The sequence below is a fragment of the Leptolyngbya sp. AN10 genome (assembly GCF_050565645.1).
Lineage (GTDB): Bacteria > Cyanobacteriota > Cyanobacteriia > Leptolyngbyales > Leptolyngbyaceae > Leptolyngbya.
Genome location: NZ_JBNXVP010000010.1, coordinates 81,598 through 103,862 on the forward strand (window position 1 = coordinate 81,598; position 22,265 = coordinate 103,862).

Genomic DNA, 22,265 nt, shown 5'->3' on the forward strand with positions numbered 1-22,265 from the left:
CGTGAACAAAATTAGAAAGATTCGGTGGGCTGAACGTTTGGAGACTGCACGATCGCTTCTGCATCGAGCACAAACATCACTTCTTGTTTTTTCAGCACACAGCCTCTGAGATAGTGTGAAAATCGCCCGTTGGCATGACTGAGCGAAGGTTGGATTTCTTCTGCGGATAGCCAGGTCGAACCGTGGATTTGATGCACTGCGATCGCGAAAGCAGTCGAACCGACTTGCAGAATGATAAAGTCTTGTTCAGCTAAATGAGCATTGATGCTTCCCACCTCTAACAACTGGGCAAGGTCGATCGCCCACATGACCTGAGCTTGTCGGTGCATCAATCCCAATACATACGGTGGCATGTCTGGCATTGGGGTGAGATGTTGCAGCGATCGAGAAATTGCTTCTCGTACAGAGTTCATCGGCACAATGACCGGAATTTTTGCACCTAAATCGAATTTGAGATAAACCTGCCCTAACTGTTCGGGAATCGATCGGAGCGCGATCGCGGAACTTTTCATGGTACTAACCTCCTACAGATTGAACCGCTCGGATTAGTTGATCACGAGTAAACGGTTTGGTAATGTACAAATCGGCTCCCTGTTTCATCCCCCAAATCCGATCGATATCCTGGTTCTTAGATGTGCAGATGATGATCGGAACATCTTCTGTAATCGGATGCCGCCTCAATGCTCGACACAGCGCAAATCCGCTCATTCCAGGCATGACCACATCTGTAACCACCACATCAGGCTTATGTTCAGCTACTTTGTCGAGTGCTTCTTTTGCACTCATTGCCTCAATCACGACATAGCCCCCTTCTTGCAGGTAATAGCTCAGAAGTTCCCGTTCCGAAGGGGTATCTTCGACAATCAAAACTGTGTTTATCAGCATCAGATTAGACCTAGTTCAGAGCGTTCAAATCGCAGTCATAGAACATGTTTCGAGATTGTGTCGAGCAGTTCAGATCGCGTAAACGGTTTGGTCAAATAGCCCGATGCCCCAACTAACTTGGCTCTTGCTCTATCGATAAATCCGGCGTGCCCTGTCACCATAATCACAGGCGTTTCTCGGAATCTTGGATGCCGTCGTAGCATGGCACAAAGCTCATATCCATCTAAACTGGGCATCCCCACATCGAGCAAAATCACATCGGGCTTGTGTCTCATAATTTGCATTAAAGCTTTGAGTGGATCAGCAATGATCACCACTTGAAATTGTTCATCTAAATGAGTTTGAATTGCTTGTAGAATCGAGGGGCTATCATCAATACAAACAATTTTGTAAGTCTGCGGCTCAACCTCAATCCAGGTTTGAATCGGTCGATCGATCACTGTTGTGGATGCACCGATGTGCATTTCTTTTGTTGTCGATCGAGCAGGTTGATAGTCCTTTGCTAACAAGGGCAACAGTTCCATCCGGCACAGTTCGGGATAAGGATCAAACTTAGCGCGTTCAATCACTTCGGACTGACCTTCATACAGCATTAAAAAGCCGGCGAGCACTTCTTGAGCGACTTCTTTGATCAATTGCTGAGCTTGACTTACTGTAAGATACTGCTGTTCGACTAATCGCAGAATCGCTTGATAGTCGGGGCTGATTCGACTTTGAGGCAGTTTACGATCGAACAACGAGCGGATCTGCGATCGCACTGCACCTCCCAGTAAAGGAACCCGTTGGCTTAATCGTCCCAAATGTCGATCGAGTCGCTCGAAGGGAGATAGCGAACTGGTGGCAAAGGTTAGCTCTCCCTCGCTGAAGTAGATCGACCAGTCTGCTAGGTTGGTTTCAACCTGTAGGCATCCCGTGAACCGTTGGTGCACCAATCGCAGCAGTAACCGATGCGGATGCAGGCTCGGATAAGATTTCACCATAGCGCTCCGTGGGAAGGTGGATCGATTTCGCCCTGATACGACAAAACGCCCAAGTTTGGGAACTGCGCTCAATTTATCGCTGGGCTAGTGGTAGTGCAGCCCGCTAAAATCCCCTGAAATGTTACCAGCCACTATTGATCGTGCTGATTCTGAACGATAAGACAGTCGATAGATGCTGATTCATACGGTCTGTGATATTCAGTAGCTTACTGGTATTTACGGAGAAAGACAAGCTTCTTAAGAGAATCTTGAAAATCCTACTTAGCAGTAATAAAATCATTTTTCCTAATTTTGTATCTTCTACAACTGAGATATCATCAGTATTTTGCGTGTTTTTAAGCGTTTTTAGAGATTGCGAAATTACTTTTGATACCAGAATACTGGATATTACCCTCAGTATTTACTCAGAGTGTAGTATCCGTATAATCACGGTTATTAAATCACTGTAACTTCATAAAACGCTGATTTTGGAGCGATCGACTTTTCTCGATCGCTCCAAAATCGGCGTTTTTAATCAATCGTGTCGCTAACTGAGCTAGAACAAGCACTAATTAATCACTCATTATTGTTGCGATCGCAGAGCTTCTTTTGCTCTTGTCTCAAACCAAGCGACGACTTGTGGAACCGTGAGCGATTCGATATTCGTTCCATTCGCTTGTGCAATCTGGGTGAGTGGATTGATCGAAGCGAGAACAAGCTGAGAAAAGAACTTTTTGAACTCACGATCGATGCCGCCTTGTAAGCTTTCATCCTCATAAATCCAATTCTCGATTTGAGTAGGCTGCAATTCGTCGATCGCTTGTCCTGAACTTTGAGCAATTTGTTTGAGCGATCGGAGTGCATAGATTGCGACCCGTGCTGAGAACTTATCTTTTGAAGTCAGGAGCGCTTTATCGACTTCGATACATTCTTCTGGAGTGAGAAATTCTGTGTTGGGCTGCATGATGAAGACTTGAGAGAGGGATTCCGAAATTTTGGCACAGGCGACCGAACCAGATCTATAGCAATCATAAGTGAGTTGTGAAGTAGGGAGAGTTGTGAAGAAGTGGGGAGTGGGGAGTGGGGTGTTGCTCCCGTTTTGATTCCTGACTCCCTACTCCCTACCCCCCACTCTTTCCAATGTTTACGACTCAAATAGGATCGCTATATTTCTTTAAAAGCGGATAATAAAGCTGTCCGGTTGCGTTGATTAATCCAGCTTCGCTGCCTGCTTGCGTTCCAGTTCCAGTAAAGATATCGACGCGACCTGCACCAATAATTGCACCGCCTGTATCTTGATCTAGGACAAAGCGGCTAACCGATCGTTGTTCGTATTGTTTCTGACGATTCAAGATTGGAAGTTGAGTTTGAATCAGTGCTAGAGCACCCGGCGGCATCAAAGATTTATCAGTCGCGATCGATCGATCTGCGGTGACTGGAACTCCTAAACTTCCCAAAGCAGGCGCACCGAAGGTATTTCTAAAGAATACGAACCGTCGATTGCGAGGGAGGTAAACATTTAAGTCTTGAGGATTGTTCTTGAAATGCTTCAACACATTCGGTAAGTTCAGATCTTCGAGCTTTAGCTTGCCGTCTTTGACTAATTCTCGTCCGATTCCGGTATAGGGCTGATCGGTTAATCCTGCGACTCCGATCGTCATTGTTGATCCATTGGTGAGGTTTAATCGTGCTGACCCTTGCACTTGGATCAGAAAGGCTTCTAAGCGATCGCGCATCCAGACCAGTTCTGAGCCGCGTAATTTTCCTTTGCTGGCTTGCAGTCCGTCGGCTCCTTCCAGTTCCAATCGCGTCGGATGAGGCTTGCTCCATTGAGAGAATCCACTCGGAAGCGCGTAAAGCGGATAGCGATAGTCCGCCGTTTGAGTGCGGCTGGCAGTATGAACTGGCTCAAAGTACCCTGTAAAAGCAACCGTTCCTCTATTGTCTTTGCCGATCGATTGATAGAACACAAATTCTCGTGCGATCGCCCTAGATAAAGCAGATCCCGATCGCGCAGTTGTGAGGAGTTGCCGAAATCGTCTGAGACTGCGAATCACCCGATCGCGTGTAATCGTTTTAACTGGATATTTCGCATAAGCTTGAATTGCTTTCGGAGTTTCTAAATACTTCAAGCTGTGGTCGATCGCGCTTAGCATCGATTGACGATCGCGCAGAATCTGATCATCGATCACGCTTGGAGCAGTCGTTGATTTGAGCGGCAAAGGTGCAGGAGCCGTAATCGGTTTGGGTTGGGCAATCGAAACCGTTGGAGCACCGAGAAATAGCAAACTGAGAATAATCGATCGTTTCATGTATTGTTTCGGATCTAAGCAATCGCAATCGACTCGAAAAACCAGGTGCAAGTTCCGCTAATCGTCTACGCCGCGATGAACCGTTTTGACCCACTTCAATCGTTTAGGACGAATCGACATTCTCAGCGTTGCGGTTGAAACGATCGCGAACCAGTGCAGCATATAAACCGCGCCACGCAATCCTTGTACCATCAGCGTCGCCCATTCTAGAACGGTCAGATGATCGGCACTCTTGAGTCGTTGAACTCGTCGCAATCCGCCGATCGCACTAAACAAAAACAGAAACAGTGTCATCGCAGAAATCGGACTGGTGATCATCATTCGATGTCTCAACACAGCCATCAGAAAATCAGGAATTGCAGCAGTCGGCATTACATACTGAAGCATCCAGAACATCGCTAGATCGAGCGTTTTGCGAGTTCCCATCCGATTGCGAACAATCAAGCGCCAATAGTCGAGATAGCGTTGATAACCGCCTTCTGCCCAGCGATTTCTTTGATGCCAAAGCGCGATCGCACTCGTCACTCCTTCTTCGTAAACCGCAGGCTCAGTCACAACTTCAATGTCCCAACGATGCAAATGCAGGCGGAACGTTAGATCCAAATCATCGGTAATCGTTTCTTCATTCCAGCCTCCACAATCGATCAAAGCTTCACGGCGAACAAATTGACCATTTCCGCGCAGTTCACCCAATCCCCCGATCGCGGCTCTTTGTTGATGAATAAACGCATCTAGCGCCATTTCTGCTCTTTGTCCCTGAATCCAGAAGTTCTTCGCATCTTTTGAGCCAACTTCGGGTTCAGATTGAATGATTGCCTTTCTCACTTGAATTGCGCCAACATCCCCTCGATCGAACACAGGCAAAACGCGCCGCAAGAAATCTCTTTCCACCTGAGCATCCGCATCGAACACTGCTAGAAATTCGCCACGGGTCAGCGGCAATACTTGATTAAGCGCTCCAGATTTTCCGCCACCTGCATTCGCGGGACGATGAAACACATTTAATTGCGAATACTGTTCTGCAAGCTGATCCAAAATTTCAGCCGTGAGATCGCTGCTGTTATCGTTAATCACCCAAACTTCGTAGCGATCGCTAGGGTAATCCAAGCTACACAGCATTTTGACCAATCGCCCGATCACAGCCTCTTCGTTCTTGGCTGCCACCATCAGCGACACCATCGGAAAGATCGCATCATCGTCGATCGATTTCGGCAACTCACACGGACGCGCCAAAACTAACCGCGCCGCATGAAAACTCATCAGTGTCGTTAGACCTAGAATCAACCAATAACCCCAGGTGACTAGATGCAACACGATCGTACAAGTCCAAATCAAAGCAAAGACGATCGCTGCCTTTTTCCTGCGTCCTTCAAATCCCCGAAACACCTTTGGATCTTCCGGGTCGGGTAATTCTGTTACCAATGCTGCCAACGCTTCAAGCTCAGGGAACGAATCATTTTCTTGCCAGGAATTTTCGGACATAGGTTGCAAGGTCTAACACCCAAAAGTTTTCTTGTATGGTGTGTCGCTAAAGATTCAGCTCGAATCGTAAAGTTTTCACACTCTGACAGCTTACCTTGCGATCGCGGTTTTTCGCCGAATTCTTTGGGCTGAGTACGAGTTCAGCTTAAGAAGGTGTTTGAGACGTGCCGTTTCTTACTTCAGCGAATTCGGACAAAGCCTGCTTTTGCGATCGCTTCTTGAGCGGGTGTACTCAACATCAAATTCGCGTAGGCTTCACCCGCTTTTTGCTCAGTGCCATTGTTCTGTTTGACAATCACTGAGAGATTTCGAGTTAGCGGGTAAGTTCCATTCTGAAAGGCTTTGGTGTTGAGTTGATTGCGCGTCGGACAAGTGGCGATCGGTTCCAAATAGGGAGCAACGAATTGAGTCGTTCTGGCGATCGGAATCGCTTTCACTGTACATTGGGGAACCACTTCGGGAGCCGAAGCAAAATAGATTCCGCCTGGGGTGGCGCTTAACTTGCGGAGTCCTTCGGTTGTATTTGCCACGATCTGAGTCGTTGAAGCTAATGCTTGTCCTTCCAGAACTTGTTCTGCAAATGTCCCGCTGGAAATGTTATCACGTGCAAACGCTGTGATCGGTAAGTTTGCGCCGCCGACTTGGTCCCAATTTTTGATTTGACCTGTGTAAATCTGGCGAAGCTGATCGATCGTCAGACCCGAAACGGTTTGAGAAGGATGAACCGCGATCGCAAGTCCATCAATGGCGATCGGAATTTCTCTCAGGCTGAATCCTTTTTGCTGGGCTTCTTGCTGTTCTTGGGGTGTGACCGGACGTGAGGATTGAGCAAGTTGAATCTGACCATCGAGCAACATCCGAATGCCAGAGGCTGAACTGGGTGCACCGCTTGCGGGATCAACATAGCGCAACCGAAATTCAGGACGGGCAGCTTGTAGAGCCGAATCGACACTCAATCGCAAAGGTGCCCAACTGGTACTGCCACCGTAGTTAAAAATTCCAGATGGAACGTTTTGCACGTTTGACCAATCCACGGTTGGACTATCTGCGGTCACTGAAGCTTGAGGAGATGGAGCGATCGACAAATTCACGCCTGATCTCTGAGTCAGCCACCAAGCTCCCGCACCGATTAAACTGCCTGTCACTAACAACGAAATGAGTAAAGCGGGCGTTTCATTTTTTTGTGTCATAAGAATCGAGAGACGAGTTTATAAATCAGACGAAAGAGAATCGCGATCGAGAGTGTGATTAATCCTGTAAATCCAGCAATCACCAAGATATTCAAAAACGGATGTCCCGCCTGAATGATAAATGCCCCTGCCCAGTTGAGTTGTCTGACAACTCCCACGATGACAAGAGAAATGATTGCCAGAATTAAGAAATCAACTTTTTCGATGAATCGCGCCAGTTGTGCAGCAATCAGAATTGCAACTAACACGACCCAGAATCCAGCACTAATCAACGTCGTCCCAAGTAAACTTACAAGCGCGATCGCGATAATTCCGCTCTCGAATCCGGTAAATAAGGCACTGCTCAAAAGCTCGATCGTTGAAAATTGGGGGAGCGTGATTTGGCGACGAGGTGCGACTTTTTGCGGAGGTGGAGCGATCGGCGGCGCAACGGGTTTGGGGGAAAGCGCTTCTAGAACTTCAGTGGCGGATTGATAGCGATCTGCGGGAGCATGAAGCAACATTCGATCGAGCACATCTGCCAAATGTGAACTGACTTGAGCGTAGTTGCGCCATTTCCAAACGTTGTTGTAGCTATCGAACAATTCTTGTGGGGCTTTGTTCGTGAATAACATTAAGCAAGTGACTGCCAGCGCATACAGATCGCTACAGGGCAGAACTTGACCACCTGACATTTGTTCTGGAGGGGCAAACCCGGCAGAATAGATTCCGGTCGAACTTTGTGCCTGTCCAACGGCTTTTGTGACAAATTTCACCGCACCAAAGTCGAGTAGATAGAATCGTCCGTTTTTGTGACGAATAATATTCGAGGGTTTGATATCCCGATGAATTGAACCGTTTTCGTGAACAAAATCTAGGATTCTTAGAACTTGTTCCAGCACTTTTAGGATTTCTGTTTCTGGAAATCTTCCGGTTTGTGCGAGTTCTTCTTCGAGCGTTTGTCCGTCGATATATTCTTGAACCAGGTAGAAAAATTTTTCGTCTTTTCCACTTTGAGAGTTTGGAACTGTTAACTCGAAAAATGCAAATAAATCCGGGATTTGTGGATGTTCACGTCCTAGTTGTTCTAAAACTTCGGCTTCTCGTTCAAATAAATCCTGTGCGATTTTGAGTTGAGTTGGACTCAGATTGCCCGAAGGCTGAAACTGTTTTACGACGCACTGTCTGAATCCTGGAGTATAGCGATCGCGTCCCAGAAATGCCGCCCCGAATCCGCCTTTTCCTAACAGTCTCATCGGCAAATATCGCCCTGCCAAAATCAGCGGCATTCCACAGCACGTACAGAATTTTTGTGAAACCGATTTCAACACACTCGGATCATCTAGATCCGGTTGATGATTTAGCGGACGGGCACAACTCGGACGAGTGCAGTGTAGCTGCATAAATTCCTGATTTCGGGGCGTTTAGGTCTAAATTAACTCAGTCTGTCGAGCAGTGGCATTATGTATCAAGAATTCTCTATCGTGCCAGTTTTGCGAGAACAGGTTGAGTCGAAACAATATGTCGATCGAGTCCCAATTCTTTCGGAGAAACGCCGATCGCGAGTGCTACGAGTTGCGACAAATGCAGCACAGGTAAACCGAGCGATTTTCCAATGACTTGCTCGACTTCGGGCTGACGAGAATCTAAATTCAAGTGACACAGCGGACAAGGTGTAACAATACAATCCGCTCCAGCCGCGATCGCTTCTTCGATATGCGTTCCCGCCATTTTAAAGGATTGCTCAGTCGCGTAACTGGAAAGAGGCCATCCGCAGCACTGAGTTCGACCGCGATAATAAATCGGAGTTGCTCCGATCGCTTCAAACAAATTCTCCATCGATTTCGGATTGAACGGATCATCGTAGGGGCGATCTTGACCGCGCAATAGATAACAACCGTAGAATGCAGCGCACTTCAAACCAGAGAGTTTGTTTGTGACTTTTTCGGCGATCGCTTCTAATCCGTAATCTGCGACTAATGCCCAAAGTAAATGTTTAACTTCGCTCGTTCCTTTGTAGGGAGAACAGCCTTCTTTTTTCAAAAATCCATTCACCTGATTCAAATAATCAGAATCCGCTGACTTTAAACGTTCATCCACATGCCCGATCACGCCCTGACAAGTGCTGCAATGCGTTAAAAGTGGCAAGTTCAATTCCTCAGCCAGCGCGATATTTCTAGCATTGACCGTATCTTCGAGCAGTTGCGAATCTTCTTTGAACGTTCCCGATCCGCAACAAGAAGCTTTTTTCAGTTCAATCAACTCGATCCCCAGCGATCGCGTTACCGCTTTGGTCGATTGATCCAACTCGCGGCAGGCTCCTTGCGCCACACAACCGGGAAAATAAGCGTACTTCAGTGCCATAACATTCTGTAGAGAAGCGTTCGCCTTTGATGGTACTGCCGAATCATTACCCCTGGCGAGTTTTGTCGTTGACTTTAATTATTCAGATACCAAAAATTTCAAAATCGAGATTCATTACAGAATCGTGGCAAAATATTTTCCGCATCCTTCAATCTGATGAGTGTATTCACAATTCGGATTAAGATGAAAAAATGCTCAAAACCGTATCGTGACAAACACCAAGATATCGGCTGAGTTCTTTCGTTTAGTGAGATTTGTTGCTGCTGCAACCCAAGAGGAAATATGAGCGAGACTGAAATTTTTGATAAAGTCCAGAAAATCGTCGCAGAACAACTCGGCGTAGATACCGAGAAAGTCGTCCCTGCTGCGAGTTTTGCCAATGATTTAGGTGCAGATTCACTCGATACCGTCGAGTTAGTCATGGCACTTGAAGAAGAATTCGACATCGAAATCCCCGACGAAGCGGCAGAAGAAATTGCCACCGTACAATCGGCAGTGGACTACATCAGCGGAAAAGTTGCAGCATCCGCATAATGAGCGGGAGTTGGGAGTCAGGAGCCAGCGCGAAACCCTCCCCTACTCCCTAATTCCCTACTCCCTACTCCCTTTCTTTTTTGGACATCATGACAAATTCGGTAAATAAGCGCGTCGTTGTTACAGGTCTGGGTGCCGTTACACCGATCGGCAATACGCTGTCTGAATATTGGGACGGCTTAATGTCGGGACGGAACGGAATTGGTCCGATTACGCTGTTTGATGCGTCTCGGCATGATTGCCGTTTTGCAGCGGAAGTGAAAGGTTTTGATCCGCATCAGTATATGGATCGCAAGGAAGCGAAACGGATGGATCGCTTTTGTCAATTCGCGATCGCGGCGACCAAACAAGCGCTCGAAGATGCGAATTTCAAAATCACGGATCTAAACGCAGAACAGGTTGGAGTCTTGATCGGAACGGGCATCGGTGGCTTGAAAGTCCTCGAAGATCAGCAAGAAGTGAATCTGACCAAAGGACCCGATCGCTGTAGTCCGTTTATGATTCCGATGATGATCGCGAACATGGCGGCAGGTTTAACCGCGATTCATATTGGTGCGAAAGGTCCAAATTCTTGTTCTGTGACGGCTTGCGCGGCAGGATCAAATGCGATCGGTGATGCCTTCCAATGGGTTCGACGTGGATATGCTCAAGCGATGATCTGCGGTGGAACGGAAGCCGCTGTCACTCCGCTGGCAGTCGCTGGATTTGCTGCATGTAAAGCGCTTTCGCTCAGAAATGACGATCCAACTCATGCGAGTCGCCCATTTGACAAAGATCGCGATGGTTTCGTTCTGGGTGAAGGTTCAGGCATTCTGCTGCTCGAAGAAATGGAACACGCTCTCGCTCGTGGCGCGAAGATTTACGCAGAAATTGTCGGCTATGGTGTCACTTGCGATGCCTACCACATTACAAGTCAGACTCCGGGCGGAAAGGATGCAGCCAGAGCAATGCAGTTCTGCTTGAAAGATGCCGATTTGACCCCGGATCAGGTGGACTATGTGAACGCTCACGGTACGAGTACGCCTGTGAACGATCCGAATGAGACGATGGCAATTAAGACTGCACTGGGCGATCGCGCTCATCAAATTCTCGTTAGTTCCACGAAATCCATGACAGGACACTTGCTTGGCGGTTCGGGTGGAATTGAAGCGGTCGCGACCGTGATGGCGATGAAACACGATCGCGTTCCTCCGACAATCAATCTCGTCGAAGCCGATCCAGAGTGTGACTTAGATTACGTGGCGAATGAAGCCCGCGATCGTATTGTCAATGTGGCGCTCTCGAACTCGTTCGGGTTTGGTGGACATAACGTGACTTTAGCATTCAAAAAGTTTGTTCCCTAGCTTGAACTGTCTACCGTTATCGAGGATTATTAGGAAGCCGTTATCGAATTCCCGATCCTCGATAGTTTTTTCTGATTAGGTATCTTTACCTATTTGTCTTCATAATGGAACCAGGTATTCACGTTCGTTCCGTTATTGTCCAATCGTCGTTCATTCTTTACAGAAATCATGGTCGTTGCAGCCCAGTCACTCGAAGAACTTTGCATTAATTCGATTCGTTTTTTAGCGATCGACGGTGTTGAAAAAGCAAAATCCGGACACCCAGGCTTGCCAATGGGTGCGGCTCCGATGTCCTTTGTTCTGTGGGACAAGTTCATGCGGGTCAATCCGAAGAACCCGAAATGGTTCAATCGCGATCGCTTTGTTCTGTCCGCTGGTCACGGTTCGATGCTGCAATACGCATTGATGTATCTCGCTGGATTTGATAGCGTCACGCTCGAAGACCTCAAACAGTTTCGCCAACTCGGATCGCGCACTCCCGGACACCCGGAAAACTTTGAAACCGCTGGAATTGAAGTCACGACAGGTCCTTTGGGTCAAGGGATTTGTAACGGTGTCGGTTTGGCAATGGCGGAAGCGCACCTTGCGGCAAAATTCAACAAGCCTGACTCTACGATCGTCGATCACTACACTTATGTGATCATGGGCGATGGCTGCAACATGGAAGGCGTTTCTGGTGAAGCGTGTTCGCTGGCTGGACACTTAGGACTCGGCAAACTAATCGCGCTGTACGACGATAATCACATCTCGATCGATGGCGACACCGAAGTTTCCTTTACCGAAGATGTCGGCAAACGCTACGAAGCGTATGGCTGGCAAGTCTTAGTCGTGCCTGATGGCGATACGAACCTCCAAGCGATTCAAGAAGCGATCGAAACTGCGAAAAAAGAAACCAGCAAACCAACCTTGATCAAAGTGAGAACCACGATCGGGTTTGGCTCACCAAATAAAGCGAATACCGCAGGTGTTCACGGGGCTGCACTGGGCGGCGATGAAGTTGCGGCAACTCGGAAAAACCTCGGATGGGATTACGAACCGTTTGAAGTTCCCGAAGATGCGCTGAACCACTGGCGTAAAGCGATCGAGCGCGGTGCAAAACTCGAAGAAGAATGGAACGCAACTTTCGCGGAATACAAATCGAAGTATGCCGAAGATGCAGCGGTATTCGAGCGGATGTTGAGCGGCAAACTTCCCAAAGGTTGGGAGAAGGCTTTACCGACTTACACGCCGGAAGACAAAGCGTTGGCGACTCGTCAAACTTCTGAGAAGACTTTGAATGCGATCGCGCAAGTTGTTCCCGAACTGATCGGCGGTTCGGCTGACTTGACTCACTCGAACTTGACCTTGCTCAAAGGTTTCGGTGATTTCCAGAAAGGTTCGTACCAAAACCGTAACCTCCGCTTTGGTGTGCGGGAACACGGGATGGGTGCAATCTGTAACGGGATTGCTTTACACAATTCCGGTTTGATTCCTTACTGTGCGACCTTCTTGGTGTTTGCTGACTACATGAGAGCAGCGATTCGCCTCTCGGCACTGTCGCAAGCTGGAGTTATCTATGTGATGACTCATGATTCGGTTGCATTGGGTGAAGATGGACCAACCCACCAGCCTGTTGAAACGATCGCATCATTAAGAGCTATTCCGAATCTCTTAGTCTTCCGTCCCGCTGATGGTAACGAAACCTCTGGCGCGTACAAGATCGCAATGGAGCGTCGTCATCAGCCCTCACTGTTGGCAATGACTCGTCAAGCATTACCGAACTTGGATGGAAGCTCGATCGATGCTGTTTCGCGTGGTGCTTACATCCTTTCTGGTAGCGATGATCTGCCCGATATCATCCTGGTTGGAACCGGAAGCGAAGTCAGTCTTTGTGTCACCGCTGCTGAAAAACTTCGTGCAGAAGGTCACAAAGTCCGCGTCGTATCGATGCCTTGCTGGGAACTGTTCGAGGAGCAAGACGAAGCTTACAAGAATACGATTTTCCCGAAAGCAGACCAAAAACGCCTCGTGGTTGAAGCGGCTTCGAGCTTTGGTTGGCAGAAATACATGGGCAGCGAAGGCGACATGATCAGCATCGAGCGCTTTGGTATTTCGGCTCCGGGTGGTGAAGCGATGAAGAAATTCGGCTACACCGTTGAAAATGTTGTCGATCGTGCGAAAGCTGTGATGGGCAAATAGTTCGCAAATTTTGCTTTGAGTGATAAATTGCAAGCCCTCAGAAAATTCTGGGGGCTTTTTTGTGGGATGTGGTAAGCCATGAAAGTTCGTGAAGTGATTAAACTGATATAACCGTACTTATTTCAGTCAGAACACTTCGAGCAAGCCCCCCGACCCCCAAGTTTGGGGGAGCAAGAGTCTTAAGCCCCCAGAATTGGGGGTTTGGGGGCAATTCCGAGCCTGTCCTCATCTAAACTTCTACTGCTATATTCTGAGGCAAGCTCAATTCACGGAAGACTCTGAAGAGGAAGAACAATGCGCTACGCAGTCGTCATTGAAAAAGCACCTGGAAATTACTCAGCATACGTGCCGGATCTTCCTGGTTGTGTAGCAACAGGATTGACACTTGAAGAAGTCGAACAGCAAATCCAAGAAGCGATCGAGTTTCATCTCGAAGGAATGCGAGAAGAAGGATTGCCTATTCCTGAACTAACGACACTGTGCAAATACGTGGAAGCATAAATTGATCTCTGAAAAGGTTTTGAGGCTTTTTCGTTTTAAGTTCTAAAAAATGGGTTCATCACTTCTTTATAGGGAACACTACTTTATGAAGTTTGTGACCGCTGAACAAAGGGTGAACTCTCATGGATCGATCGCACTCGTGTGACCCTCTACCAAGCCAATCTGACCAAAATGCCGAATTGCAGGAAATTCAAGACCTGCAAGCGACGAAGGCACAACTCCAAAAAGAGGTGGAGGAACTGCGATCGCAATACACGATCCTCAAATCACGAGAACCAAAACTCTCAAAAGCCAAATTAGGATTGTGGCTAATTTTGATTTCGACCCTGGCACTGTCGATTCATAACGTGATTGTGCGGATTACGATCGGGCAACGGGTCAATCTCTTCGGACTCTTCTCGATCGGCGGATTGATTCAACCCACGATCGGTAATTCTTTGCTAATTCTCTGGTTACGAATGCTCGTCGTTGTCCCGCTGATGATTGGGATTGCGGGATTTCTCTATCCTCCAGCGTGGCGAGACTTGCAGCGATTGATCTTGCGCGATCGTCGTCCATTATTCAGCATTATGGGCAGTGGAGCATTTCTGTTTTTGTCGCAGGTTTTGATTTATATTGCGATCGCCCAAATTGGTCCCGGTGCGGCGGTTACGATTCTCTTTATGTATCCGCTGATCACGGTTCCACTGGCTTGGTGGCTGTTTCACGATCGACCCACTCGGTTAAGAATCGCAGTCATGTCTTTGATTCTGATTGGTGTTGTGCTGACTGCCCTTCCGAGTTTGGGAGCCGCGAAAATTGGTGGAGGCGTGGTTACAGCAGTTTTCTCAGGAATTGCGTTTGCGTTGTATCTGATCTTGATGCAAATTGGATTTCGGAAAGTACATCCGGTTCCCGTGAGTGTGGTGCAATTTCTTACAGTTCTGGTGCTGTCGAGTTTTAGTTTGTGTTTACCGATTTCGCTGGGTGTTTCGATTTTGCCTGAAGCGCGAATTGGATTCTTTGGCGGTGGATTGGTTTTGGGGGCATTCACTTTAGTGGGCTATTTGGCGAATAACTTCGGAGTGCGATACATGGGAGCAGCGCAGGCTTCGATCGTGGCTTCGAGTGGACCCGTTCTGACTGCCGTTTTAGCTGCATTGATCATTCGGACAAAACTCGATTGGATTCAGATTGCAGGAATTTTACTCGTGACGATCGGCGTTACTGCTCTGAGTTTGGAACGAATGAGGAAAGCAAAGTCGGCATAATAATAAAGGTGTTAATCGGGCGTAAACGATGCGATTTTCGGTGTCGAGTGGATCGGGGCAAGTGTTAGCAAACGGCAGATTAGTGATTCAAACGGATGAATCGGGAGTGCAGCGATTGTGTTTTGAAAGCGATCGCGGAACTTTTATCACAGGTGGCGAAATTGCTCCTGATGGAGATTTGAGTGAAGCTGCAAAAGAACTGTATCGGGAATTCTTCCGGGCTTGGGGCGTAATGGGAATTACCATGACCTCGATCGCATAAATTCCAAAAGGAAAGAACGTGGCGATCAACCCACGTTCTGATCGATCAAAAGTTGGGGAATCAATCAAGATTTGCTTGTCCCTAAATCTATTGGCGTAACTTCACGAGTTCCTGCGGTGAAGCATTCAGCTTGATTCGCGTAAAAGTAATTTCATGGTTCTGATCAAGTACGAAATACCAAGTCACATTCACTCCGAACATTGGCATTTGTACTTTGCCTGTGATTTGGTAATCCTGCTCAGTAAAGATTCCAGATTGCGGGATTGCAGTTAAACCAGGTGCTTCTTTTTGGAGATAGGTCACGATCGCATCTCGTCCTGTGATCGGTTGCTCAAATGGAGGTTGCATTGCACCGTCGATCGCGAAGAGTTCGCTAGTTGCATCAAAATCACCAGCATTCAGCGTTTCAAAGTATTGCAGAATCGTGGGGTGTGAAATTCCGTCGATCGAGATCATAGTGCTTCTAGCAAATCTGAATTTACGGTACTAAACCTAATACCCAGACTGCTAGTGACCTCAAGATATATCTTCTCGTGCGGGGACGGGTTCACTCTAAGATTAGAAATTGTTGCGTAAAGAGCGCTTTCCGTATGCGAATTCTGATTATGGGCGGGACTCGATTCATTGGGGTCTATCTCACTCGGCTTTTGGTGGCTCAAGGGCATGAGGTGACACTGTTCAATCGAGGTAATAAACCTGCTCCCACGGAAGGCGTAAAGCAAATTAAAGGCGATCGTACCAGTGCAACCGATTTAGAGCAGTTGAAGTCGATCGAGTTCGATGCGATTTTTGATAACAATGGACGCGAATTGAGTGATACGCAACCGTTAGCGGAATTGTTCAACAATCGGATTCAACACTTTGTGTATATGAGTTCGGCGGGTGTGTATCTTAAATCCGATCAAATGCCGCACGTCGAAGGCGATGCAGTTGATCCGAAAAGTCGGCACAAAGGTAAGCATGACACGGAATCTTATTTAGCTGAGACGGGAATTCCGTTTACGTCGATTCGTCCGACTTATATTTATGGACCGCAGAACTATAACGATTTAGAGGCGTGGTTCTTCGATCGAGTTGTGCGCGATCGACCTGTTCCGATTCCTGGACATGGACAGCATTTTACACAATTTGGACACGTTCAAGATCTAGCGGCAGCGATGGCGAGCGTGTTGGGAAATCAAAGCGCGATCGGGCAAATTTATAACGTTTCGGGCGATCGGGAAGTCACCTTTGATGGGCTTGCTCGTGCTTGTGGGGAAGCGGTTGGCAAAGAAGTGAAGATCGTGCATTACGATCCGAAACAATTTGACTTTGGGAAAAAGAAAGCGTTCCCGATGCGGACTCAACATTTCTTTGCGGATGTTCACAAGGCGAAAACCGAACTCAATTGGGAGCCAGAATTTGATCTGGTTCCGGGGCTGAAAGATTCTTACCAGAACGACTACTTGAAGAGTGGACGGGATCAAGCTGCGATCGATTTCACATTGGATGATCAGATCTTGGCTTGATATTTTGGGAATTTTTCGCTTCGTTGATGGGGAGTTGTGCCCCCTAAATCCCCCATTCTGGGGGACTTTGAGCAAGAAAAATTTATCGAATTCCAAGGCACTTTCAACCTTCAAAGTCCCCCAAATTTGGGGGATTTAGGGGGCATTAGCCGATTCAACCGCAGCGAAATCATAATCTCGGCTTGATTGTGTTCTGTTAACCCTACCTTCGCGGGTTAGCGGTTCAGAGTACATTTAGAGTAGTTTTTCCGAGTTGGGAGCAGCGAAGATGCTGACATATCTTTTAGCATTGGCGATCGCATTAGGCAGCTTTGGGCTGTATATGTCCGCCTTTTTTTACCCAGAAATCTATCGTAAAGGCGATCTCGTACTTTCCGGTGTGGGATTGTTCTATGCGTTAGTGCTGTGGATTTGTGCCGATCGCATTACAGGCGCAGTGTTATTAGGACAGATTGCCAGTGTTTCACTGATCGGTTGGTTTGGCTATCAATCGCTGACTTCTCGACTCGGTTACACCCCATCGACAGCCGAACTGCGATCGAAGTTTGATGAGGTTGTGACCTCGGAAAATACGGCGAAAGTAGTGGAGCAAGGGAAGAAAACATTTGCCACGGTGAAAGATCGTGCTCAAGCTCTGTTGAATAAACAGCCTGCAACTCCGCCTGCTGAACCGTATCAGCCTTTAAAGCGGGAAGACTTTGGCAATCCGACTCCGGAGGCTGCAAAACCGGATGTGATGGGCAAAATTGGCGCGGTTGGAACTGCGATCGGCAGTATGTTCAAAAAGCCTGAAAAGAACACTGAAGTTTATGTTCGGAAAGAGTTTCGTGAAGAAACCGACGATGCCTTTAACTTTGAAGAGGACATTGTAGCGGCTGAGGAAGCGATCGAGTCGAATACGGTTGCGATCGATCAAGATGGCGCTTCGGAATCGACTTGTACAGCGGATGAGATTGTCTTGGAAGAAGTCGAATTTGAAGCGAGTCAACCGCAGGCGGTTCCGCCACATCCACCGACTGTTGAAGAAGTAGAAACTGCGATCGCAGATGCGGAAGAGAAAAATTTGCCTTCTGATCCGCCTGAACCTGCGTAGCTGACTTTAGAGCACGTTTGAAAAGGTATAAAAAGCGGCTTTGCTGCGTTGCCAGTCCGCCCGGAAATGAATCTCCGGGCTAATGGAGGAAACCCCGCTGAAGCGGGCTAAGAGGATGTTTGAAAAGTATAGAAAGATGCTTCACTGCGATCGCGTTCCGCCCGTGATTGGAAATCACGGTCTATCGGAGAAAGTCCACTAAAGGGGACTGAAAGCCAGTCGTCAGATCCTCTTCAGTCTGTTTCAACAGACTTTGTTCCGATAGCCCCGAATTCCATTCGAGGGGCGATTGAGGCGATGAACGATTCCTTTTCAAACATCTTTTAAGAGAGTAATACGGAGTTCTTAGCCCAGTTTAGTGGGCTTCCCCCGATTAGCCCGGAGATTCATTTCCGGGCGGGTGAATGTGATAAACGATTACTTCTTAAACACTCCCTTAAGCGCTCCGTAAACGGTGATACAGTCCCATCGTGGTTTGAATGGTCTCAAATCGCGAATTCAAATACAGCGTTGTTTCACCGCCACCGAGAAACAGATAACCATCCGGCTGTAGGGTTTGCTGAACTCGATCGAAGACGGAGCGCTTTGTTTCTAAATCAAAGTAAATCAGAACATTTCTAAGAAAAATAATATCCATCGGAGGCAGCGAATTCCAAGGCTGAATCAAGTTGAGTTCTTGAAACTCCACCATTTTGCGAATCTCAGAACTGATTTGCCACGATCGACCAACTTGCCGAAAATAACGATCGCGAAAATTCGACGGCAATCCTCGGCTGATTTCCAGATTTGTATAAATTCCTTGTTGAGCACGATCGAGAGCTTGTTTAGAAAAATCAGTCGCAATTAATCGAATCGTCCAGGTTGCAAGTTCTGGAAACGCTTCTCGAATCAGCATTGCAATACTGTACGGTTCTTGTCCGGTCGAACAGGCTGCACACCAAATATGAATCGCACGACTGCTAGAGCGCGATTGAATTAAAGTGGGAAAAACTGAGGATCTTAGAATTTCAAACGGATCGCGATCGCGGAAAAAAGAAGTTTCATTAATCACTAACGCCTCGATCGCTTGAAGGTGCAAATCACTAAAAGAACTCCTCTTTAAGTGTTCAATAAAACTGTTCATAGAGTCATAGCCTGCCCTCTCAGAAACGCGCTCTAGGTGAAGCACAGCCAGATAATCCTTGTGTGGTTCTAGAACGACTCCAGACTGTTCCTGCACTAATCGACGCAAATATTCAAAATCAAACGGAGGAATGCTCATTGGTTTGTCCTCCGAATCGAATCTGCGGGATAGCTCACTCGCTGAAGCATCTCAGACATGATTTGATCCAGGGGCAAAACTGCATCTGCTAACCCTGCATTCGCAACATATCCCGGCATTCCCCAAACCACACTACTCGCTTCATCCTGTGCAAGAATCTGACCGTTACGATCGCGAATCAGTTGACATCCTCGTAGCCCATCTTGTCCCATTCCGGTCAGAATAATTCCTAAAGTGCGATCGCCATACACTTCTGCGACTGATTCAAATAATACATCGACTGAAGGACGGCAAGAATTTTGCGGCGGTGACTGGTCTAGAACCAGTTTTTCACTAAATGGAGTTTGTTCTATTCGCAGATGGAAGTCGCCTGGAGCAATCCAGATCGTACCCGGTGAAAGGGCTGCACCTGTGATCGCTTCATGAACAGGCAAAGGCGATTTTGTGGTAAGTCGTTCAGCCAGCAGTTTTGTAAACGTAGAAGGTAAATGCTGCACAATCACGATCGGGACTGGGAAATCAATCGGTAGTTCTGATAATAAAGCTGAGAGCGCATTGGGTCCCCCAGTCGAAACGCCGATCGCGACAATTTCAGCCAGCGATCGAGGCTGATGAACAGGAATTGCAGAAATGAGCTTTGAAGGGCGTGGAACTTTTTGGCTGAACGCTTTGATTTTAGGAATGAGTGTCTCTTGGAGATATTCAGTGACTTCCTCGATATCATTTAACCGATTCGGTTTTGGCACATAGTCTGAAGCACCTAGAGAGAGAGCATCCAAAGTTGCGATCGCGCCTCGTGTGGTCATGACGCTGAACATAATCACTGGGAGATGTGGAGCGCTCTGACGAATTCGGGCTAGAGTTTGCAGCCCGTCCATGTCTGGCATTTCGACATCCAGAATCACCACATCGGGCATCAGTTGAGGTAATCTTGCGAGGGCAATTCGTCCAGATGAAGCGACTCCTGCTACTTCGATATCGGCATCCATGCTAAGAATTTTACTCAACCGACTGCGTACCATCACGGCATCATCCACAATCAAAACGCGAATCGGTTTCATGATTTTAAAGCTGAATAATTGCTACTTATTAAGTGAGATTCCCGTGATTGATGTCGCTCGAAGTGAATGCTTGGGCGAATAGAATTCGGTGGGCATTTCGGATTCACGCAAGAGACGACTTGACCGAGATTACGGTCACACTCAGGCATGAAACTCTATTTTCAAAGCAAGTCTATTGGCGAGTAGCACATCACCTCGATCGAAGAAATTTAGAGTGTACTGTAGCATAGTGAACCTATGATAGACGTACACCGTAAGGCGCATCTAAACTCGGAATTGACCGACGATCATTTGTAAATTAACTGCCATTTGTGCGAGTTCTGTAGCAGCTTGAGCCGTATTATTCGCGCCTGTGGTTGTAGTTTGAGCATTCTGCGCCACAATTCCGATGCTCTTGGCAATCTCTGAAGTTCCTTTCGCGGCTTCTGCCACATTTCGAGCAATTTCGTTCGCAGTCGCGGTTTGTTCTTCTACGGCGGATGCGATCGTGGTTTGAATATCGTTGATTTGATTGATCACGGTTGAGATTTGAGCGATCGCATCAACGGCTTGAGTGGTATCGGTTTGAATCGCTTCAATTCGTTGGCTAATGTCTTCGGTTGCAGCAGCGGTTTCTTTGGCAAGTGCTTTGACCTCACTGGCAACCACCGCAAATCCACGTCCAGCATCTCCCGCACGAGCCGCTTCGATCGTGGCATTGAGCGCGAGAAGATTCGTTTGCTGTGCGATCGAGGTAATCACTTTGATTACTTTGCCGATTTCGATGCTGCTTTGACCGAGTTTGGTAATCGTGGCATTGGTTTGATCGGAGGTTTTCACTGCATCAGTCGCAACGATCGCAGCGGAAGCCGCACTCTTGGCGATTTCTCGGATGCTGGCGTTCATTTGTTCGATCGCGGTTGCAACGGTGAGCGCGTTTTGACTGACTTGTTCCGCTGAGGCTGAGGCAGTTGTAGCCTGTTCTGCGGTTTGACTTGCGTTTCCGGTCATTTCGCGGCTGACTGCGGTGAGTTCTTCAGAGGCGGTCGCGACTGTGGTGGCAATCTCTGTGACTTGTGCCATTGAGTTTTGCAAGTTCTGAATCATTTGATTCACACTGCTGGTGAGGGTTTGAAATTCACCCACGTTTTCCGCTTCGATTTGAGTTGATAAATTGCCGTCTGCGATCGCACGAGCAATATCGGCAATGCTGCGAATTTGCTGCGTGATTTCGCCAGACATATCGTTAATGTCTGCGATCAGCTCTTCCCAAACTCCAGATGCGCCCTCAATGGTTGCGATCGCGCCTAAGTTTCCATGTGTGCCGATTTCACCGATCACTCGCTTGAGTTCACGAATGTAGGCGCGAAGTTGATCGATCAAGTCGTTCACAGTCGAACTCAGAGCAAATTGCTCATTCGTCATTCGTTGTGACAAAGTTCCTTGAGCGATCGCGCCTAAGACTTGTTTGGTTTCGTCGATGCCTTCTGCGATCGTTTGATTGCGAGTCATCAATTGATTAAATTCTTGTGCGATTTCACTGTCTTCATCGAGTCGAACGGTGAGATCGCCAGAATTAGCAGCTTTGATTGCTTCAAGAAGAAGCTGCATCTGGGCTTTAAGGGCTGAATCAGACTGTTGGGCTGATTTTGAGGTGGAGTTAGAAACCATCGGACTGTCCTTTTTCCAAAGAATGGGTGAGCGGGGATTCTAGAATTTTGGGGGTGTTCAAAACGAGGAGAAAATCTTGCTCAAGTTGGTATGCACCCTTTAGGAACGATCGTAGATGAGCATCTAAATTCGCTGGAGGTGGATTAAATGTTTCACTGGAACATTCCAGCACATCTCCAAGCTCATCTACAGTGAAGCTAACGGTATCATCGATCGTATTCACAATGATGTTGTAGGTTGTTTCTAAGCTACAGAGGGTCGATCGTAGTCCAATTCGACCGGGCAAATCGACCACGGGTAACACTTGTCCGCGTAGGTTAATCAAGCCACACACATCCGGGGGCGCGAATGGAATGCGGGTAAGGGGCGGTTGTCGAATGATCTCTTGCACATCTTCGATCGCAATTCCGAAATAAAATTGATTGAGGTAAAAAGTGCAGAACTGTTTCACAA

The 22,265-nt window shown here is 47.5% G+C and carries 22 protein-coding genes; 8 read left to right on the forward strand and 14 right to left on the reverse strand.

Features of this window, described 5'->3' with window-relative positions:
* Positions 1–11: 11 nt before the first annotated feature.
* The 9 genes from ACQ4M5_RS15950 to ACQ4M5_RS15990 form a co-directional block, all read right to left on the reverse strand.
* The gene (locus tag ACQ4M5_RS15950; RefSeq protein WP_430676628.1) at positions 12–512 is read right to left on the reverse strand and encodes a chemotaxis protein CheW; all 501 of its coding nucleotides are present in this window, start codon (positions 510–512) and stop codon (positions 12–14) included.
* 4 nt (positions 513–516) lie between these two features.
* Positions 517–885 carry a response regulator transcription factor gene (locus ACQ4M5_RS15955; RefSeq protein ID WP_430676629.1) on the reverse strand — a complete coding sequence of 123 codons (369 nt, stop codon included), beginning with the start codon at positions 883–885 and terminating at the stop codon, positions 517–519.
* 35 nt (positions 886–920) lie between these two features.
* A complete protein-coding gene (locus tag ACQ4M5_RS15960; RefSeq protein ID WP_430676630.1) occupies positions 921–1,865 on the reverse strand; it encodes a response regulator in 945 nt (314 codons plus the stop codon).
* 562 nt (positions 1,866–2,427) lie between these two features.
* Positions 2,428–2,808, reverse strand: a complete 381-nt coding sequence (locus tag ACQ4M5_RS15965) for a hypothetical protein (RefSeq protein ID WP_430676631.1) — start codon at positions 2,806–2,808, stop codon at positions 2,428–2,430.
* Positions 2,809–2,995: 187 nt separating this feature from the next.
* Entirely contained in the window at positions 2,996–4,156 is a 1,161-nt protein-coding gene (gene mltA, locus ACQ4M5_RS15970) for a murein transglycosylase A (RefSeq protein ID WP_430676632.1), read from the reverse strand.
* 57 nt (positions 4,157–4,213) lie between these two features.
* A complete protein-coding gene (locus ACQ4M5_RS15975) occupies positions 4,214–5,638 on the reverse strand; it encodes a glycosyltransferase (protein WP_430676633.1) in 1,425 nt (474 codons plus the stop codon).
* A gap of 179 nt (positions 5,639–5,817) precedes the next feature.
* On the reverse strand, positions 5,818–6,828 hold the full coding sequence (locus ACQ4M5_RS15980) for a PstS family phosphate ABC transporter substrate-binding protein (protein ID WP_430676634.1): 1,011 nt from the start codon (positions 6,826–6,828) through the stop codon (positions 5,818–5,820).
* A complete protein-coding gene (locus tag ACQ4M5_RS15985; RefSeq protein WP_430676635.1) occupies positions 6,825–8,210 on the reverse strand; it encodes a protein kinase domain-containing protein in 1,386 nt (461 codons plus the stop codon). The genes ACQ4M5_RS15980 and ACQ4M5_RS15985 overlap by 4 nt, the downstream gene beginning before the upstream one ends.
* 76 nt (positions 8,211–8,286) lie before the next feature.
* Positions 8,287–9,171, reverse strand: coding sequence for a CoB--CoM heterodisulfide reductase iron-sulfur subunit B family protein (locus ACQ4M5_RS15990; protein WP_430676636.1), 885 nt, complete (start codon positions 9,169–9,171; stop codon positions 8,287–8,289).
* Between the two features lie 282 nt (positions 9,172–9,453).
* Here ACQ4M5_RS15990 and acpP point away from each other — a divergent pair, with 282 nt between their 5' ends.
* The 6 genes from acpP to ACQ4M5_RS16020 all read left to right on the forward strand — a co-directional run bounded on the left by acpP (position 9,454) and on the right by ACQ4M5_RS16020 (position 15,239).
* The gene (acpP, locus tag ACQ4M5_RS15995) at positions 9,454–9,705 is read left to right on the forward strand and encodes an acyl carrier protein (protein WP_430676637.1); all 252 of its coding nucleotides are present in this window, start codon (positions 9,454–9,456) and stop codon (positions 9,703–9,705) included.
* 89 nt (positions 9,706–9,794) lie between these two features.
* Positions 9,795–11,048 (forward strand): beta-ketoacyl-ACP synthase II, encoded by a 1,254-nt coding sequence (fabF, locus tag ACQ4M5_RS16000; RefSeq protein ID WP_430676638.1) that lies wholly within the window; start codon positions 9,795–9,797, stop codon positions 11,046–11,048.
* A 168-nt stretch (positions 11,049–11,216) separates the two neighbouring features.
* Positions 11,217–13,226 carry a transketolase gene (gene tkt / locus ACQ4M5_RS16005; protein WP_430676639.1) on the forward strand — a complete coding sequence of 670 codons (2,010 nt, stop codon included), beginning with the start codon at positions 11,217–11,219 and terminating at the stop codon, positions 13,224–13,226.
* A 294-nt stretch (positions 13,227–13,520) separates the two neighbouring features.
* Complete coding sequence (locus ACQ4M5_RS16010) at positions 13,521–13,727, forward strand: type II toxin-antitoxin system HicB family antitoxin (protein ID WP_430676640.1); 207 nt, start codon at positions 13,521–13,523, stop codon at positions 13,725–13,727.
* A 122-nt stretch (positions 13,728–13,849) separates the two neighbouring features.
* Positions 13,850–14,977, forward strand: a complete 1,128-nt coding sequence (locus ACQ4M5_RS16015) for an EamA family transporter (protein WP_430676641.1) — start codon at positions 13,850–13,852, stop codon at positions 14,975–14,977.
* Between the two features lie 28 nt (positions 14,978–15,005).
* Positions 15,006–15,239: a hypothetical protein gene (locus ACQ4M5_RS16020; RefSeq protein ID WP_068380776.1), complete on the forward strand. Its 234-nt coding sequence runs from the start codon at positions 15,006–15,008 to the stop codon at positions 15,237–15,239.
* Positions 15,240–15,326: 87 nt separating this feature from the next.
* Here ACQ4M5_RS16020 and ACQ4M5_RS16025 read toward each other — a convergent pair whose 3' ends face one another.
* Positions 15,327–15,695 (reverse strand): nuclear transport factor 2 family protein, encoded by a 369-nt coding sequence (locus tag ACQ4M5_RS16025; RefSeq protein ID WP_430676642.1) that lies wholly within the window; start codon positions 15,693–15,695, stop codon positions 15,327–15,329.
* A gap of 134 nt (positions 15,696–15,829) precedes the next feature.
* Here ACQ4M5_RS16025 and ACQ4M5_RS16030 point away from each other — a divergent pair, with 134 nt between their 5' ends.
* Entirely contained in the window at positions 15,830–16,747 is a 918-nt protein-coding gene (locus ACQ4M5_RS16030) for an NAD-dependent epimerase/dehydratase family protein (RefSeq protein ID WP_430676643.1), read from the forward strand.
* Between the two features lie 268 nt (positions 16,748–17,015).
* Positions 17,016–17,840, forward strand: coding sequence for a Ycf66 family protein (locus tag ACQ4M5_RS16035; protein ID WP_430676644.1), 825 nt, complete (start codon positions 17,016–17,018; stop codon positions 17,838–17,840).
* A gap of 436 nt (positions 17,841–18,276) precedes the next feature.
* Here the strand turns inward: ACQ4M5_RS16035 and ACQ4M5_RS16040 are convergent, their stop codons facing one another.
* From ACQ4M5_RS16040 to ACQ4M5_RS16055, 4 genes are all read right to left on the reverse strand, one after another.
* Positions 18,277–19,101 (reverse strand): CheR family methyltransferase, encoded by an 825-nt coding sequence (locus ACQ4M5_RS16040; protein ID WP_430676645.1) that lies wholly within the window; start codon positions 19,099–19,101, stop codon positions 18,277–18,279.
* Positions 19,098–20,162 (reverse strand): protein-glutamate methylesterase/protein-glutamine glutaminase, encoded by a 1,065-nt coding sequence (locus tag ACQ4M5_RS16045; protein WP_430676646.1) that lies wholly within the window; start codon positions 20,160–20,162, stop codon positions 19,098–19,100. Before ACQ4M5_RS16045 ends, ACQ4M5_RS16040 begins: the two co-directional genes overlap by 4 nt.
* A 264-nt stretch (positions 20,163–20,426) precedes the next feature.
* Entirely contained in the window at positions 20,427–21,812 is a 1,386-nt protein-coding gene (locus tag ACQ4M5_RS16050) for a methyl-accepting chemotaxis protein (protein WP_430676647.1), read from the reverse strand.
* Positions 21,802–22,263 (reverse strand): chemotaxis protein CheW, encoded by a 462-nt coding sequence (locus ACQ4M5_RS16055; protein WP_430676648.1) that lies wholly within the window; start codon positions 22,261–22,263, stop codon positions 21,802–21,804. The genes ACQ4M5_RS16050 and ACQ4M5_RS16055 overlap by 11 nt, the downstream gene beginning before the upstream one ends.
* Positions 22,264–22,265: the final 2 nt, after the last annotated feature.

Coding starts and splice junctions, on each gene's coding strand:
- ACQ4M5_RS15950 (WP_430676628.1), bottom strand. CDS start 512: ATGAAAAGTTCCGCGATCGCGCTCCGATCGATTCCCGAACAGTTAGGG.
- ACQ4M5_RS15955 (WP_430676629.1), bottom strand. CDS start 885: ATGCTGATAAACACAGTTTTGATTGTCGAAGATACCCCTTCGGAACGG.
- ACQ4M5_RS15960 (WP_430676630.1), bottom strand. CDS start 1,865: ATGGTGAAATCTTATCCGAGCCTGCATCCGCATCGGTTACTGCTGCGA.
- ACQ4M5_RS15965 (WP_430676631.1), bottom strand. CDS start 2,808: ATGCAGCCCAACACAGAATTTCTCACTCCAGAAGAATGTATCGAAGTC.
- mltA (WP_430676632.1), bottom strand. CDS start 4,156: ATGAAACGATCGATTATTCTCAGTTTGCTATTTCTCGGTGCTCCAACG.
- ACQ4M5_RS15975 (WP_430676633.1), bottom strand. CDS start 5,638: ATGTCCGAAAATTCCTGGCAAGAAAATGATTCGTTCCCTGAGCTTGAA.
- ACQ4M5_RS15980 (WP_430676634.1), bottom strand. CDS start 6,828: ATGACACAAAAAAATGAAACGCCCGCTTTACTCATTTCGTTGTTAGTG.
- ACQ4M5_RS15985 (WP_430676635.1), bottom strand. CDS start 8,210: ATGCAGCTACACTGCACTCGTCCGAGTTGTGCCCGTCCGCTAAATCAT.
- ACQ4M5_RS15990 (WP_430676636.1), bottom strand. CDS start 9,171: ATGGCACTGAAGTACGCTTATTTTCCCGGTTGTGTGGCGCAAGGAGCC.
- acpP (WP_430676637.1), top strand. CDS start 9,454: ATGAGCGAGACTGAAATTTTTGATAAAGTCCAGAAAATCGTCGCAGAA.
- fabF (WP_430676638.1), top strand. CDS start 9,795: ATGACAAATTCGGTAAATAAGCGCGTCGTTGTTACAGGTCTGGGTGCC.
- tkt (WP_430676639.1), top strand. CDS start 11,217: ATGGTCGTTGCAGCCCAGTCACTCGAAGAACTTTGCATTAATTCGATT.
- ACQ4M5_RS16010 (WP_430676640.1), top strand. CDS start 13,521: ATGCGCTACGCAGTCGTCATTGAAAAAGCACCTGGAAATTACTCAGCA.
- ACQ4M5_RS16015 (WP_430676641.1), top strand. CDS start 13,850: ATGGATCGATCGCACTCGTGTGACCCTCTACCAAGCCAATCTGACCAA.
- ACQ4M5_RS16020 (WP_068380776.1), top strand. CDS start 15,006: ATGCGATTTTCGGTGTCGAGTGGATCGGGGCAAGTGTTAGCAAACGGC.
- ACQ4M5_RS16025 (WP_430676642.1), bottom strand. CDS start 15,695: ATGATCTCGATCGACGGAATTTCACACCCCACGATTCTGCAATACTTT.
- ACQ4M5_RS16030 (WP_430676643.1), top strand. CDS start 15,830: ATGCGAATTCTGATTATGGGCGGGACTCGATTCATTGGGGTCTATCTC.
- ACQ4M5_RS16035 (WP_430676644.1), top strand. CDS start 17,016: ATGCTGACATATCTTTTAGCATTGGCGATCGCATTAGGCAGCTTTGGG.
- ACQ4M5_RS16040 (WP_430676645.1), bottom strand. CDS start 19,101: ATGAGCATTCCTCCGTTTGATTTTGAATATTTGCGTCGATTAGTGCAG.
- ACQ4M5_RS16045 (WP_430676646.1), bottom strand. CDS start 20,162: ATGAAACCGATTCGCGTTTTGATTGTGGATGATGCCGTGATGGTACGC.
- ACQ4M5_RS16050 (WP_430676647.1), bottom strand. CDS start 21,812: ATGGTTTCTAACTCCACCTCAAAATCAGCCCAACAGTCTGATTCAGCC.